This window comes from Nocardioides phosphati (assembly GCF_014646375.1).
GTDB lineage: Bacteria > Actinomycetota > Actinomycetes > Propionibacteriales > Nocardioidaceae > Nocardioides > Nocardioides phosphati.
In genome coordinates this window covers 250,411-264,651 of the sequence record NZ_BMNI01000003.1, presented here as the reverse complement: position 1 = coordinate 264,651, position 14,241 = coordinate 250,411, and the positions used below count along the sequence as shown (strand labels likewise).

The window sequence follows — 14,241 nt, the reverse complement described above, 5'->3', positions numbered from 1 at the left end:
CCGGATCTGCGCCTCGGCGCAGGGTGGGTCAGGCGAAGAGACCGTTGGTCAGCGTCAGGCCCGGGTTGGTCGAGAAGGCGAAGGCGAGCGCGAGCGCACCGCCGGCGAGGGCGAGGTCCTTGTTGAACATGATCTGGGTCATCGCCTTGGCCTGCGCGTCGGACTCCTTCCAGAACGTGTGGAAGATCAGCGCGGTCGGGACGAGCACGAGCGCCAGGACGACGCCGGCCAGGTCGCCGTACACGCCGAAGGCGATCGCCAGGCCCGCGACGGCGAAGACGGCGCCGGAGGCGAGCACGTTGAGCTTCGCGAACGGCAGGCCCTTCGACTTCGCGTAACCGGCCATGTAGTCGGTCTGGGCGAAGTGGCCGACCGCCGAGAGCAGGAAGAGAACGACGAACAGGATGCGGCCGACGAGCAGGACGATGTCCATGGGGTGTACCTCCGGATGAGTTTCTTCCGGCGGCCGTGCGGCCGCCTCGATGACTCAATGGTGACACGTCATCTAGTTAGATGATAAGTCATCTACTTGTCGTGCGCGCCACATCGGGACATGCCGGGACGGCACCACAAATGCGCAGAGACGCCGCGCGCTCGCAGGGTTCCTGCGCGCACGCGACGTCTCGGCGATCTGGCTGAGGGGCGTCAGTTCTTGTGACGGGGCTTCTTCTCGGCCCAGGCCGACTCGGCGCCGCTGCGGTCGCTCGAGCGCGGCTTGTCGCCCCAGTCCTTGCGCGGGCCGCGGTCGTCGCGGTCACCGTAGGACTTGCGGGGGCCACGGTCGCCGTACGACGACTTGTCGCCGTAGCCGCGGTTCGGAGCGGAGCTGCGGATGCCCGGGCCCTTGTCGGGGGCGAGCTCGATGAGCTTGCCGGAGATCCGGGTCTGCTCGAGCAGGCGGTAGGTCTCCTGGCTGATGTCCGCGGGCAGCTCGACGAGCGAGAAGTCCGGGCGGATCTGGATCTTGCCGAAGTCGCTGCGACGCAGGCCGCCCTCGTTGGCGAGCGCACCGACGATCTGGCGGGGCTCGACCTTGTGCCGCTTGCCCACGTTGATGCGGTACGTCGCGAGCTGGACGCCGCTGCGGTTCTCGCGCGGGCCGCGGTCCTTGGCGCCGAACTCGCCGCGCGCGCCACGGTCCGGGCGGTCGCCACGGTCGGGGCGGTCGGCGGAGACGGTGTTGACCTTGGGCATGTCGCGCTCGTTGAGCAGCAGCGGCGTCTCGCCCTGGAGGACGACGGCGAGCGCGGCGGCCACGTCGGCCTCCGGGACGTCGTTGTTCTTGACGTAGTGCGCGATGACGTCGCGGTACTCCGCGATCTTCTCGCCCTGCAGCGCCTCGGTGATCGCCTCGTCGAAGCGGGCCAGGCGGGTGGCGTTGATGTCATCGACGGACGGGAGGTCCATCAGCGCCATCGGGGACTTGGTGTGCTTCTCGATCATCCGCAGCAGGCCACGCTCGCGCGGGGTCACGAACGAGATCGAGTCGCCCTTGCGGCCGGCGCGGCCGGTGCGGCCGATGCGGTGGACGTAGGACTCGGGGTCCGTCGGGATGTCGAAGTTGACGACGTGGGTGATCCGGTCGACGTCGAGGCCGCGGGCGGCGACGTCGGTCGCGACGAGGATGTCGAGCTTGCCGGACTTGAGCTGGTTGACCGTGCGCTCACGCTGGGCCTGGGCGACGTCACCGTTGATCGCGGCGGCCGAGAAACCACGGGCGCGGAGCTTCTCCGCGACCTCCTCGGTGGCCTGCTTGGTGCGGACGAAGACGATCATCGCCTCGAAGTTCTCGACCTCGAAGATCCGCGTGAGCGCGTCGACCTTCTGCGGGAACGAGACCATCAGGTAGCGCTGCGTGATGTTGGTGGCGGTCGCGGTCTTGTTCTTGACCTGGATCTCGATCGGGTCGTTCATGTACTGCTTCGACATGCGACGGATCGAGCTCGGCATGGTGGCCGAGAAGAGCGCGACCTGCTTGTCGGACGGAGTGTCCTTGAGGATCGTCTCGACGTCCTCGGCGAAGCCCATGTTGAGCATCTCGTCGGCCTCGTCGAGGACCAGGAAGCGGAGCTCGGAGAGGTCGAGCGTGCCCTTCTCGAGGTGGTCCATGATCCGGCCGGGGGTGCCGACGACGATGTGGACGCCGCGGCGCAGCGCGGAGAGCTGGACGCCGTAGCCCTGACCGCCGTAGACGGGGAGGACGTGCACGCCCTTGATGCCGCTGGCGTACTTCTCGAACGCCTCGCAGACCTGGAGCGCGAGCTCACGGGTCGGGGCCAGGACGAGCGCCTGCGGAGTCTTCTGGGAGACGTCGAGCTGCGACAGGATCGGCAGCGCGAACGCCGCGGTCTTGCCGGTGCCGGTCTGCGCCAGGCCCATGACGTCGCGGCCCTCGAGCAGCGGCGGGATGGTCTGCTCCTGGATGGCGGACGGCGTCTCGTAGCCGACGTCCTTCAGCGCCTTGAGGACCCGCTCGTCAAGGCCGAGGTCGGCGAACTTCACCGTCTCGGCGACCGCCTCGGCAGGCTCGGTCACGGCAGCATCAACGTCATTCACAAGGTCACTCACCGGTCAAGGGTAGTGGGCCGGGGGCTTATACGACGATTCCCGATCGCGGTGAGTCCCGACACGCCGGACGGCCTCCTCAGTCGAGGCTCGTGGCCGACTCGGCAGCGTCGTCGGGGTCCACGTCGTCACGCTCCACGACCCCACCGCCGCTGACCACCGCAGCGTCGTCGGTCTCGCCCTCCTCGGCCATCCGGTCGCCGCCCGTCGACCCCGCACCGGTCGAGCCGCCGTCGCCGGTGGGCTCGTCGGTCCAGTCGTCGGGGCCGATCCCGCCGTCGGCTGCGCCGTTCGTCGCGTCGTTCGTCTGCTCGCTCATGACGGTGCGTTACCCGCAGCCGCGCGGGGCACACGCCCGGTGCGTCAGAAGAGCTTGCGGACCACCGACATCGGGGCGTTCTTCAGCGCGAAGCCGAGCGGGACCCACGGCCACGACGGGACGAGCGCCTTCTCCTTGCGCTTCTCGATCGCGGCGACGATCGAGCGGACGCCGGTCTCGGTGTCGACCATGAACCGGACCTTCTGCTCGACCTTGTCGTTCATCTCCGAGCGGATGTAGCCCGGGTAGATGATCGAGACGTCGATGCCCTTGGCCTTCACGTTCTCGTTGATCAGGCCCTCGGCGAGCGCGGCGACGCCGGCCTTCGTCGCGGCGTACGTCGTGATGGCGGAGCGCATGCCGCGCATCGCGGAGACGGAGCTGATCATCACGAGGTGGCCGGACTTCTGCGCGCGGAAGATCTCCATCGCCGCCTCGGTCTGGGCGAGCGCGGCGACGAAGTTGGTCATCGCCGTGGCCTTGTTGGCGTCGTAGCGGCCCTTGCCGAGCGGCGCCCCCTTGCCGAGGCCGGCGTTGATGATGACCCGGTCGAGCGTGCCGAGCTCCGCCGCGACCTCCTTGAAGACACGGAAGACGGCGTCGTCGTCGGTGACGTCGAGCGCCTTCGTGAGCACGCGCCGGTCCGGGTGCTTCGCGGTGATCTCGGCCTTGAGCTCGTCGAGCCGGTCCGTACGCCGGGCGGTGATCGCCAGGTCGTAGCCGAGGTCGGCGAACTGCCGCGCCATCTCGGCGCCGAGGCCCGAGCTCGCGCCGGTGATCAGGATGGTCCCAGTGGTCATGGCGCGAGCGTAGGCGGTCGCTCCGGTGCCGCGGCAGCCCCTCCGGCCGCGCGCTCAGGAAACCTTCACTCGCCAGCCCTTGCCTGCGCGGACCCTGCGTGGTCGACTCGCTCCGGGCACCGCCCAGCCGGAGCGCAGGCTCCGATCTTTCGCAGTGAGACGCTTTCGGAAGGTGATGGCATGGCAGGGAAGTTCGAGGTCTACGAGGACAAGGCCGGCAAGTTCCGGTTCCGCCTGAAGGCCAGCAACGGCCAGGTGGTCGCGGTCGGCGAGGACTACGAGACCAAGTCCGCAGCGATCAAGGGCTGCGAGGCCGTCCAGCGCGCCGCCGACGGCGCGGCGGTCGTAGAGGTGTGATCGAGCCGAGCGCCACGGCGAGCTTGCTCGTCCGTGGCCGAGGCGATTGAACACTGCGGCGAAGCCGCTGGTCTGACGCGCCTCGGGTGCGCTCGTCGACGTCTTCCACGAAGGCGGGCGCACTCAGGCCGGGCAGGGACTACGTTGCCCGCCATGCTCGATCGCATCAGCGCCCTCACGTGGCGCCGGCCCCGCGCCGTACTCGCGGCCGTCCTCCTCTTCGCCGCCGTCGCGGGCTTCTTCGGCCACGACGTGGAGCACCACCTCGAGGCAGCCGGGTTCGCCGACCCCGCCTCGCAGAGCGAGCGTGCGGGGCGGGTGCTCGCCGACGACCTCGGGTACACCGCCGAGCCCAGTCTCGTCGTGCTGGTGCGCGCGAAGGACGGCGGCCGGCTCGACCTCCACGACCCCGCGGTCGTCACCGAGGTCGACCGGCTCGCCACCCAGCTCGCCAAGGGCGCGTACGTCGGCAAGGTCGACAACCCGCTGGCGGCACCCGACCCCGCGAAGACCGGCCTGGTGGCCGCCGACGGGCGCTCGCTCGTGCTCGGGGCGCACCTGACCGACCCCGACATCGAGGACAAGGGCGGCATCGCCGACGAGTCGGTGCGCACGCTGGTCACGTCGACGACGCTCGACGTCGGCTACGGCGGCTATGCGCCGGCGTTCAACGAGGTCAACGACCAGACCCGCAAGGACCTCAACAACGCCGAGCTGATCGCTTTCCCGATCCTCGGCATCCTCCTGCTCCTCGTCTTCCGCTCGGTCGTGGCGATGTTCATCCCGCTGATCGTGGGGGGCCTGGCGATCGTCGGCACGCTCCTCGGCCTGCGGATCCTGGCGACGTTCACCGGCACCTCGCTCTTCGCGCTCAACATCGCAACGGCCCTCTCGCTCGGCCTCGCGGTCGACTACGCGCTGCTGCTGATCTCGCGCCACCGCGAGGAGGTCGCCCGCCACGGCTACACCGAGCTGGCCCTGCGCAACACCGTCGCCTCGGCCGGCCGCACGGCGGTCTTCTCCGGCCTCACCGTGGCCGGCGCGATGGCCGCGCTGACGCTGATGCCGCAGCGCTTCCTCTACTCGATCGGGGTCGCCGGCGGCCTGGTCGGCATCCTCTCCGCGACGATGGCGGTCCTCGTCGTCCCGGCGCTGCTCGCGTGGCTCGGCCCGCACATCAACAAGTGGTCGATCCGCCGCGGCCCCGCCGTCTCCGACGCCTCCACCGGCTGGCTCCGGCTCGCCCACGGCGTGATGAAGCGCCCGGTCCTCGTCGCGGTCTCGACCACGACGATCCTGCTCGCGGTCGCCTTCCCGCTGCTCGGCACGCACCTGACGGGCCCGAGCGCCCAGGCGGTCCCGCCGGGCCAGCAGTCCTACGGCGTGATCAAGTACCTCGACGCGCACTACCCGCGCGCCGTCACCGAGGGCATCTCCCTCACCGTCACCGGCGGTGCCTCCGACGCCGAGCTCGGCACCCTGCGCCGGGAGATCGCGGACGTCGACCACGTCGTCTCCGTCACCCCCTTCGCCCGTACGACGAACGGGCTGGCCTACGCGACGGCCTCGTTCGACGTACCGGCCCTGGACGACGGGGCACAGGCGTCGCTGACGAAGATCCGCGCCCTCGACGTGGCCCACGGCCAGGAGCTGCTGGTCACCGGCAACACCGCGCGGTTCATCGACCAGAAGGACTCGCTCGCCAGCAATGCACCGCTGGTGATCGCGGTGATCGTGCTGCTGACGCTGCTGCTGCTCTTCCTGCTCACCGGCTCGGTGCTGCTGCCGTTCAAGACGCTGCTGATGAACGCGCTGACGCTGAGCACCACGCTCGGCATCCTCGTGATCGTCTTCGAGAAGAAGGTCGGCAGCAGCCTGATCGACTACCCGGGGCCGTACTCCGTCGAGGTCACGTCGATGGTCTTCCTCTTCGTGGTGACCTTCGCCCTGGCGACCGACTACGCCGTCCTGGTCATGGCGCGGATCAAGGAGCTGCGCGACAGCGGGCTCGACAACACCGAGGCCGTCGCCCAGGGCATGGCCCGGACCGGCCGCATCATCAGTGCCGCCGCCGTGATGATCGCGGTCGTCTTCGCGGCCTTCGCGGTGAGCCCGGTCTTCTTCATGAAGCAGATCTCGGTCGGCATGGCGCTCGCGGTGCTCATCGACGCCACGATCGTCCGGGCGCTCCTCGTGCCGTCGCTGATGCGGCTCCTGGGCGAGGCGAACTGGTGGGCGCCGGGCCCCCTCCGGCGCCTCCACGACCGCTTCGGGATCCGCGAGGGCTGAGGAGCGAGCCCGCGTCGCGAGCTTGCTCGTCGACGTGTGGCGAGCGACGAGGTCCCGCCGCCGAAGGCGGCCGGGCTGAGGAGCGAGGGGCCGCGCGAAAACTCCTCAAAACTTTTTTCAGAACCTGCGTAACCCCCGGCTCCGCGCCGCGTTTATCAAGGCACAACGGTCGGGGAACAACCTCCCTCCCAGTTCCCTGACCGTCGAGCCCGTCTCCGCCAGCACTCCCTCCCTCCCGCTGGCCGAGACGGGCTCGAATGTATTTCGGGCCCTCCGCTTTGCGGCCCCGTCGCCGTTTCGGGGCGACCCCGCGCCGCGCCGTACGATTCGGCCGTGCCACACCGCGACGACCAGCCCCAGGACGACCACCCCTTCGGTGGTCCGATCGACGACGCCCCGCTCGAGCGGATCGACCCCGAAGAGCTGCGCATCGCCCTCAAGGTGCTGAGCGAGATCCCGCGGCTCGACCCCGAGCACGAGGACGTCCGCACGATGAAGCGCGGCGCGTCGTACATGTACAAGCTGATCAAGAAGCAGCGCCGTTCGGAGCTCCGCCAGGAGAAGCAGGCGCACGACCAGGCGATCATCGAGAAGACCGCGACCGGCTCCCCGATGCGCATCGACGACGAGACCGCCGGGATCCCGCTGGTCTCGACGGCTAAGGGTGCCTTCGCGGGCGAGCTGATCACCGCACGCGGCTGCTACATCTGCAAGCAGGACTTCACCCTCGTCGACGCGTTCTACCACTGGCTCTGCCCGACTTGCGCGGCCAAGAGCCACGAGAAGCGCGACCAGCGCACCGACCTCACCGGCAAGCGCGCGCTGCTGACCGGCGGCCGCTCCAAGATCGGCATGTACATCGCCCTGCGCCTGCTCCGCGACGGTGCGCACACGACGATCACGACGCGCTTCCCCAAGGACGCCGTGCGCCGGTTCGCCGCGATGGAGGACTCCGCCGACTGGATCGACCGGCTCAAGGTCGTGGGCATCGACCTGCGCGACCCCACGCAGGTCATCTCGCTGACCGACGACGTCGCGGCCGACGGCCCGCTCGACATCATCATCAACAACGCCTGCCAGACCGTACGCCGCCTCCCCGGCGCCTACTCGCACCTGATCGACGGCGAGAACGCACCGCTCGGGACCGCCGAGTCGCTCGGCATCAAGGCCCTGCCGGAGATGGTCACCTTCGACCGGATCTCCGAGGCACACCCCGCCGCGATCGCCGGTGCCCTGGCCGACACCGCCGTCGCGCACCACGAGGGCGAGTCGCACGAGGCGGCGCTCGCGGCCCACAACGCTGCGTCGATGACGGCCCTCGCACTGAAGGCCGGCAACGCGAGCCTCGAGCAGCACCTGGCCGGCACCGCGATCGACGCCGGCGGCCTGATCCCCGACATCCAGGACAACAACTCCTGGACCCAGGTGCTCGACGAGGTCGACCCTCTCGAGCTCCTCGAGGTGCAGTTCTGCAACTCGATCGCGCCCTTCCTGATCAACTCGCGCCTGCGTCCCGCCATGCGCCAGGCGATCGCCAACGGCGCGCGCCGCGCGTACATCGTCAACGTGTCGGCCATGGAGGGGCAGTTCTCGCGGCGCTACAAGGGCCCGGGCCACCCGCACACCAACATGGCCAAGGCCGCGCTCAACATGATGACGCGCACCTCTGCGGGCGAGTACTTCGAGACCGACCGGATCCTGATGACCGCCGTCGACACCGGCTGGATCACCGACGAGCGGCCGCATTACGAGAAGCTCCGGATCGCCGCCGAGGGCTGGCACGCCCCGCTCGACCTGGTCGACGGCGCCGCCCGCGTCTACGACCCGATCGTCATGGGCGAGCAGGGCCACGACATCTACGGCGTCTTCGTGAAGGACTACGAGCCCAGCCCCTGGTGATGGAGCACACGGCCGATCAGTACGACAGCGAGTCGCACTTTCCGGCTAGGGTCGCGGCATGGCCAACTCTGTCTCCGTGGAGAACGACGTCAACGTCGCCTCCGACGTCGCCTTCGCGTACCTCTCCGACTACACGAAGATCGCCGACTGGCTCTACGGCCTCAGCGAGCTCAAGGCGCTGACCGAGCAGACCCGCGGCGTCGGCGCGAAGTTCGACGGCACGATCAAGCTCGGCGCCAAGCTCCAGTCGCACCTCGAGGTCATCGAGTTCGAGGAGGGCCGGCTGATGGTGCTCGACTCCTTCAAGGGCATCAAGAACACCTCGCACTGGCTGGTCACCCCCACCGGTGCCACCACCTGCAAGATCAAGGTCACCTGGGACTACGACCTCGGCGGCGGCATCGCCGGCAAGGCGCTCGGCAAGGTCGTCGAGCCGGTCGTCAAGATCGCTGCCGGCGCTTCGACGAAGTCGCTCAAGGAGAAGCTCGAGTCCCTCTGACCCCCAGACACACACGTACGACGCCCGCGGGAAGACGCTTCCGGCGGGCGTTCGTGCGTCGTACGGCTGAAGGTGTGCCGTCGGGTCGGTGAAAGCCTCGACCGTTGTCGGTGGTCAGGTGTTGGCTGTCCCCATGACCAACATCCTGAACCCGTACATCAACTTCAAGGACAACGCCGCCGAGGCCATGGCCTTCTACCAGTCCTTCCTGGGCGGCGACCTCCGCGTCAGCAAGTTCGGCGACATGGGCGACACCAGCGAGGCCGCCGACCTGACGATGCACGCGATGCTCGTCACCGACGAGGGCTTCACGCTGATGGCCTCCGACAGTCACCCGTCAATGGGCGAGTTCATCGCCCCGGCCGGCTTCTCGGTCAGCCTCTCGGGCGTCGGCGAGGAGAAGCTCCGGGCCTACTGGGAGGCGCTCGCCGCCGAGGGCACGATCGGCATGCCGCTCGGCAAGCAGCCCTGGGGCGACGTCTTCGGCCACGTCATCGACAAGTTCGGCATCAGCTGGCTGGTCAACATCGTCTCCGCGGAGAACGCCGCCGCGCGCAGCTGAGCCTGCACTCCGGACGCAGCAGCGGCCCAGACCGTCACGGTGACAGTCTGGGCCGCTGTGACACTTCGGAGGTGTCACGCATGGCCGAAGTGTCGCGGTGACACTCCGGCGCGCAGGGTCAGGGCACGACTGGCAGGGTCAGCGTCTGGCCGCTGCCGCTGGCGATCGTCACCGGCGTCGACGTCAGACCACCGCGGTAGTTGACCGAGCCGCCCGCGACCACGAAGCGCAGCGTGTGGCCCGGGGCGAAGCGGTGCACGATCGCCGGCAGCGTCGTCGTGAAGGGCTTCGTCACGTCGGCGATCCGCACGGGAGCCTCGAGCGCGTTGATCGTCACCGCGTGGCCGGAGGCGTCGACGTCCTGGACCTTGAGGAAGAGGACCAGCTGGCCCGCCTCACCGGTGCCCTGCGTGAGCGCGGCCGAGGGCGCGTCGACCTTCAGCGTCGCGACCGGCGAGCCGACCACGTCGAGCTTGCTGCCCAGCGGGCCGGTCGACCACGCGGCGTACGTGCCGGGGACGTCGACGGCGTCGGCGACCGGGTCCTTCACGAAGCCGCTGACGACGTCGGTCTCCGGGAAGGAGACCGGCGCGCCGGCGCCCGGGGTGGTGAACGACTGCGAGCCGGCCAGCGGGGTTCCCGACGTGAGGGTGCCGGCACCCAGGAGGCCGCCGCCCGAGAGGCGCAGTGCCTGGCCGGCGCCGACCGGGAAGCTCTTCGACGAGGCGAACGTCGCGCCCGCGTCACCGGTGTCGAGCCAGTCGCGGTAGTAGGCGAACTCCGGGCCGGTGCTCACGTCCGTGCCCATGAGGTAGTGGGCGAACCACGCCGTGGCGCGCGACACGAGGTAGGCGTTCTCGCCCGGCAGCATCCCGTTGGAGCTGTGGCCGTAGTGCTGCCAGACCATCTTCACGGTGGTGCCCTGCGCCTTGAGCGCGCGGTAGGTCGCCGTCGCCTCGTTGAGGTTGAAGAGCGTGTCGGCCTGGCCCTGCATCAGCAGCGTCGGCGCCTTCACCCCACCCATGTACGACGCGACGCTGGCGTGGCGCGCGGCGGCGACCGACGCCGCGTCGAAGTAGCCCGTGGTGCCGGCGGTGAGGAGGGCGGGGCAGACCCAGTCGGCGAAGTTGGGGCACGGGATCGGGTCGCCGGGGATCTGCTGGTTCTGCACGTCCCCGGTGAGGCCGAGGGCCGAGAAGCCAAGGCCCCACGCGAGCTTCGTCGCGCCGGAGTTGGTCGAGGACACGCGATCCGACGCCACCTTGTCGGTGTTGTTCGGCGCGAGGCTGTAGGAGAGGTCGTTCCAGGTGATGATCGGCACGAGGGCGTCGACGCGCGGGTCGCGCCCGGCCACGGCGAACTGGAACCCGCCGCCGTACGAGCCGCCGATCAGGCCGACGCGCGGGTCGTGGGCCGACGTGCCGCCGTCGTGGTTGCGCTGGTCGAGCTGGACGACGTCGAGCGCCGGAGCAGCGGTGGTGTGCGCGGCATCCGTGTAGGCGATGCCGCCCGCGCCGCCGAGGTAAGAGACCAGCTGGCTGGCCGCCTTGCCGTCCCAGTCGGGGTCGTCGAGCGTGATCTTGCAGCTCGAGCCGCCGAAACCGAGGCCGGAGTAGGAGAGGACGGCGTAGCCCTTGGTCGCGAAGTCCGCGCCCCAGGCGGCCTGGTCGTCCTTGGAGCCACCGAAGCCGTTGGTGGTCAGGATCGCCGGGACGCGGCTGGCGCTCGACGCAGCGGCCGGCAGGTAGAGGTCGCCGACGATGTCGCACGGCGTCTCGTCAGCAGGACCGGTCGTGACGGCGAAGTGCAGCGTCTGCACGGTGTACGCCGGCGCGGAGACGGCAGGCGCGAGGGGCGCCACGAGGACCGTGGCGACGGCGGCGAGACCGGCCAGCGGCACGGCCTTCTTCAGGGGACGACGGGCATGACGACGAGGGGACATGCCTGCACAACTGTGAAGCACGCCACTTGGTTACGCATCGGCCCACAGGCGACTCCGTTGACGTAACGGTGCCGCCGGGCGTCAGCGGGCGTCGGCCTCGCCGTGCTCGTGGTCGAAGTGCTCGAGGTCGCCGTCCTCGGCGTCCTTGCGCGCCGACAGCGAGATCACGATCGAGAGCAGGAAGAAGAAGAGGATGGCGATCAGGATGAGCACCTGGTCACGCGTGAAGATCTCGATGAACGGTTGCACGGCGAACCTCCGGAAAAGAGTGCCCCTCTCTGTCGAGCGTACGCCCGATATGTCTGATGCGGCAGCCCTCAGGCAGCCGCGCTCAGATCGGCGACTCCTCCGACGGCGGCACGGGAGCGTCCGCGTCCAGGATGTCCGGGTGGTGCGCGGCGTCCGTGGGGTCCCACGGCCGGGCCACGCCCATCAGCGCGGCACCGATGAAGAACGCGACGATCACCAGCAGCACGATCATCTCTCCGGCACTCATGACTCCTCCTTCGACCGCACAATCCTACGCTCGGAGACCGCCCGGACCTACGCTCGAGGAGCGCCCGTTCCTACGCCCCGGCGCCGTGACGACCGGCCCCCTCGGCGAACCTGCCGGCACCCGTCATCGCCTCGATCAGCACCGCCTCACCGAGGCGCCACTCCTCCGCCAGCGCGTCCGCCTCAGGACGTCCGGCGGAGCCCAGCAGCGAGGCCCGGTCCGAGCGCAGGCAGGCCTGCGGGAACGCCGCGACGCGGGTGGCCAGCTCGATCGCAGCGTCGAGCGCCTCGCCCGGCTCCGAGACCCGGTTGACCAGGCCGGAGCCGAGCGCCTCGGCGGCGTCGACGGGGCGACCGGTGAGCACGAGGTCGAGGGCACGCGAGCGGCCGATGAGCTCGCCCAGCCGGATCGTGCCGCCGTCGATCAACGGGATGCCCCACCGCCGGCAGAAGACCCCGAACGTCGCCCCCGGGTCGGCGACGCGCAGGTCGCACCAGAGGGCGAGCTCGAGGCCGCCGGCCACGGCGTACCCCTCGACGGCGGCGATGACCGGCTTGGTGAGGCGGAGCCGGGTCGGCCCCATCGGGCCGAGGTCGTCGTCGGCACCGGTGGGCGGCGCGACCTCCATCGTCCCCCCGCTGACGGCCTTGAGGTCCGCGCCCGCGCAGAACGTGCCGCCGGTCCCGTGGAGCACCGCGACCGCGGCGTCCGGGTCGGCGTCGAAGGCGAGGAACGCCGCGTGCAGCGCCTTGGCGTGCTCGGTGTCGACGGCGTTGCGGACCTCGGGACGGTCGAGCGTGACGACCGTGACCGGTCCGCGCTTCTCGACGCGGACGCTCATCCGGGGAAGCCGGTCGCGGTGCGCTCGATGATCGGGTCCAGGTCGAGCCCGGGCGGCAGGGTGCCGAGCGCGCCGCCCCAGTCGCGCCCCAGCCGCGACGCACAGAAGGCGTCGGCGACGGCGGCCGGCGAGTGGCGCAGCAGCTGCGAACCCTGGAAGACCAGTGCCATCTGCTCGACGATCCGCCGCGCGCGCAGCTCGATGTCGTCGAACGACGTGAGCTCCTTCTTCAGCCGGTCGACAGCCTCGTCGTAGCGGGCGTCGACGCCCTCCGCCAGGGATGCCTCGGCGAAGAAGGCGTCGAGCGTGTGCGGCTCCTTCGCGAGGGCCCGCAGCGCGTCGAGGGCGGCGACGTTGCCCGAGCCCTCCCAGATCGAGAGCAGCGGCATCTCGCGGTAGATCCGCGCGATGTCGTGCTCCTCGATGTAGCCGTTGCCGCCGAGGCACTCGAGCGCCTCGCCGACCGCGATCGGGGAGCGCTTGCAGACGTAGTACTTGGTGACCGCCAGGGCGATCCGGCGCAGCGCCGCCTCGCCCTCGTCCCCACGGATCGCACGGTCGTTGGCACCGGCCAGCCGCATCATCGCGGTCGTCGACGCCTCGGACTCGACCTGGAGGTCGGCGAGCACGTTGCGCATCGCGGGCTGGTCCACGAGCAGCTTGCCGAACGCCGAGCGGTGCCGCGCGTGGTGCGCCGCCATCGTGACCGCCGTGCGCAGGCCGGCAGACGAGCCGATCACGCAGTCGAGGCGCGTCATGTTCACCATCTCGACGATGGTGCGGACGCCCCGGCCCTCCTCACCGACGAGCCAGCCGACGGCCGCGTCGTACTCGATCTCGGAGGAGGCGTTGGACCTGTTGCCGAGCTTCTCCTTGAGCCGGACGAAGCGCATCGCGTTGGGCTCGCCGCCGGGCAGGACGCGCGGCACGAGGAAGCAGGTCACGCCCGCAGGCGTCTGCGCCAGCGTCAGGAACATGTCGGACATCGGCGCCGACGTGAACCACTTGTGGCCACGCAGGACCCAGGTGCCGTCGGCCTGCCGGCTCGCGGTCGTCGTGTTGGCGCGTACGTCGGAGCCGCCCTGCTTCTCGGTCATCGACATGCCGGCGATCAGGCCACGCTTGGTCGCGGGGTCACGCAGGCCGAAGTCGTAGGCACGGTTGGTGAGCAGCGGCTCGAACGCCGCGGAGAGCTCCGGGTTCGCGCGGAGCGCCGGAACGACGGCGTACGTCATGGAGATGGGGCAGCCGTGGCCGGCGTCGACGTTCCAGGCGTAGAACTTCGCGGCGCGGGCGACGTGGGCGCCGGGTCGGTCGTCGGCCCACGGAGCACCGTGGAGGCCGTGCCCGACCGCGGTCTCCATCAGCTGGTGGTACGCCGGGACGTACTCCACCTCGTCGACGCGGTTGCCGTAGCGGTCGTGGGTGTGGAGCACCGGAGCCACGCGCTCCGCGAGCCGGCCCCAGGCCTGCGCCTCGGCCGTGCCCGCGAGCCGGCCGAGCTCGTCGACCTCGGGCACCGCCCAACCGGCACCCTCGCGCTCGAGCCCTTCGCGGAGCGTCGGGTCATCGGCGGTGTTGTGCCCCACCAGCGGCGGGACCTGGTTGCGGACCTCATGGGTGGAGAAGGCGTCGCGCGCGTTGGTCATCACTTTCCCGACATTACAGTTCG

At 70.1% G+C, this 14,241-nt stretch carries 14 protein-coding genes; 5 read left to right on the top strand and 9 right to left on the bottom strand.

The window, feature by feature from the left end:
• Window positions 1-28 precede the first annotated feature (28 nt).
• From IEX47_RS08535 to IEX47_RS08520, 4 genes are all read right to left on the bottom strand, one after another.
• Window positions 29-433 (bottom strand): DoxX family protein, encoded by a 405-nt coding sequence (locus tag IEX47_RS08535; protein ID WP_188783575.1) that lies wholly within the window; start codon window positions 431-433, stop codon window positions 29-31.
• Window positions 434-645: 212 nt separating this feature from the next.
• A complete protein-coding gene (locus IEX47_RS08530; protein WP_229662740.1) occupies window positions 646-2,568 on the bottom strand; it encodes a DEAD/DEAH box helicase in 1,923 nt (640 codons plus the stop codon).
• Window positions 2,569-2,644: 76 nt separating this feature from the next.
• Window positions 2,645-2,884 (bottom strand): hypothetical protein, encoded by a 240-nt coding sequence (locus IEX47_RS08525; protein ID WP_188783574.1) that lies wholly within the window; start codon window positions 2,882-2,884, stop codon window positions 2,645-2,647.
• 44 nt (window positions 2,885-2,928) lie between these two features.
• The gene (locus IEX47_RS08520) at window positions 2,929-3,684 is read right to left on the bottom strand and encodes an SDR family oxidoreductase (protein WP_188783573.1); all 756 of its coding nucleotides are present in this window, start codon (window positions 3,682-3,684) and stop codon (window positions 2,929-2,931) included.
• Between the two features lie 180 nt (window positions 3,685-3,864).
• Here IEX47_RS08520 and IEX47_RS08515 point away from each other — a divergent pair, with 180 nt between their 5' ends.
• From IEX47_RS08515 to IEX47_RS08495, 5 genes are all read left to right on the top strand, one after another.
• Window positions 3,865-4,041 carry a YegP family protein gene (locus IEX47_RS08515; protein WP_188783572.1) on the top strand — a complete coding sequence of 59 codons (177 nt, stop codon included), beginning with the start codon at window positions 3,865-3,867 and terminating at the stop codon, window positions 4,039-4,041.
• Between the two features lie 153 nt (window positions 4,042-4,194).
• Window positions 4,195-6,330 (top strand): MMPL family transporter, encoded by a 2,136-nt coding sequence (locus IEX47_RS08510; RefSeq protein WP_188783571.1) that lies wholly within the window; start codon window positions 4,195-4,197, stop codon window positions 6,328-6,330.
• Window positions 6,331-6,663: 333 nt separating this feature from the next.
• On the top strand, window positions 6,664-8,229 hold the full coding sequence (locus IEX47_RS08505; protein ID WP_229662739.1) for an SDR family NAD(P)-dependent oxidoreductase: 1,566 nt from the start codon (window positions 6,664-6,666) through the stop codon (window positions 8,227-8,229).
• Between the two features lie 58 nt (window positions 8,230-8,287).
• On the top strand, window positions 8,288-8,728 hold the full coding sequence (locus tag IEX47_RS08500) for an SRPBCC family protein (protein WP_188783570.1): 441 nt from the start codon (window positions 8,288-8,290) through the stop codon (window positions 8,726-8,728).
• Window positions 8,729-8,861: 133 nt separating this feature from the next.
• The gene (locus IEX47_RS08495; RefSeq protein ID WP_188783569.1) at window positions 8,862-9,290 is read left to right on the top strand and encodes a VOC family protein; all 429 of its coding nucleotides are present in this window, start codon (window positions 8,862-8,864) and stop codon (window positions 9,288-9,290) included.
• Window positions 9,291-9,408: 118 nt separating this feature from the next.
• Here the strand turns inward: IEX47_RS08495 and IEX47_RS08490 are convergent, their stop codons facing one another.
• The 5 genes from IEX47_RS08490 to IEX47_RS08470 form a co-directional block, all read right to left on the bottom strand.
• On the bottom strand, window positions 9,409-11,232 hold the full coding sequence (locus IEX47_RS08490; RefSeq protein ID WP_188783568.1) for a CocE/NonD family hydrolase: 1,824 nt from the start codon (window positions 11,230-11,232) through the stop codon (window positions 9,409-9,411).
• An 81-nt stretch (window positions 11,233-11,313) separates the two neighbouring features.
• Complete coding sequence (locus IEX47_RS08485; protein ID WP_188783567.1) at window positions 11,314-11,481, bottom strand: hypothetical protein; 168 nt, start codon at window positions 11,479-11,481, stop codon at window positions 11,314-11,316.
• Between the two features lie 82 nt (window positions 11,482-11,563).
• Window positions 11,564-11,728, bottom strand: coding sequence for a hypothetical protein (locus tag IEX47_RS08480; protein ID WP_188783566.1), 165 nt, complete (start codon window positions 11,726-11,728; stop codon window positions 11,564-11,566).
• Between the two features lie 70 nt (window positions 11,729-11,798).
• Entirely contained in the window at window positions 11,799-12,569 is a 771-nt protein-coding gene (locus IEX47_RS08475; RefSeq protein WP_188783565.1) for a crotonase/enoyl-CoA hydratase family protein, read from the bottom strand.
• Window positions 12,566-14,218, bottom strand: a complete 1,653-nt coding sequence (locus tag IEX47_RS08470; protein WP_188783564.1) for an acyl-CoA dehydrogenase family protein — start codon at window positions 14,216-14,218, stop codon at window positions 12,566-12,568. The genes IEX47_RS08475 and IEX47_RS08470 overlap by 4 nt, the downstream gene beginning before the upstream one ends.
• Window positions 14,219-14,241 lie beyond the last annotated feature (23 nt).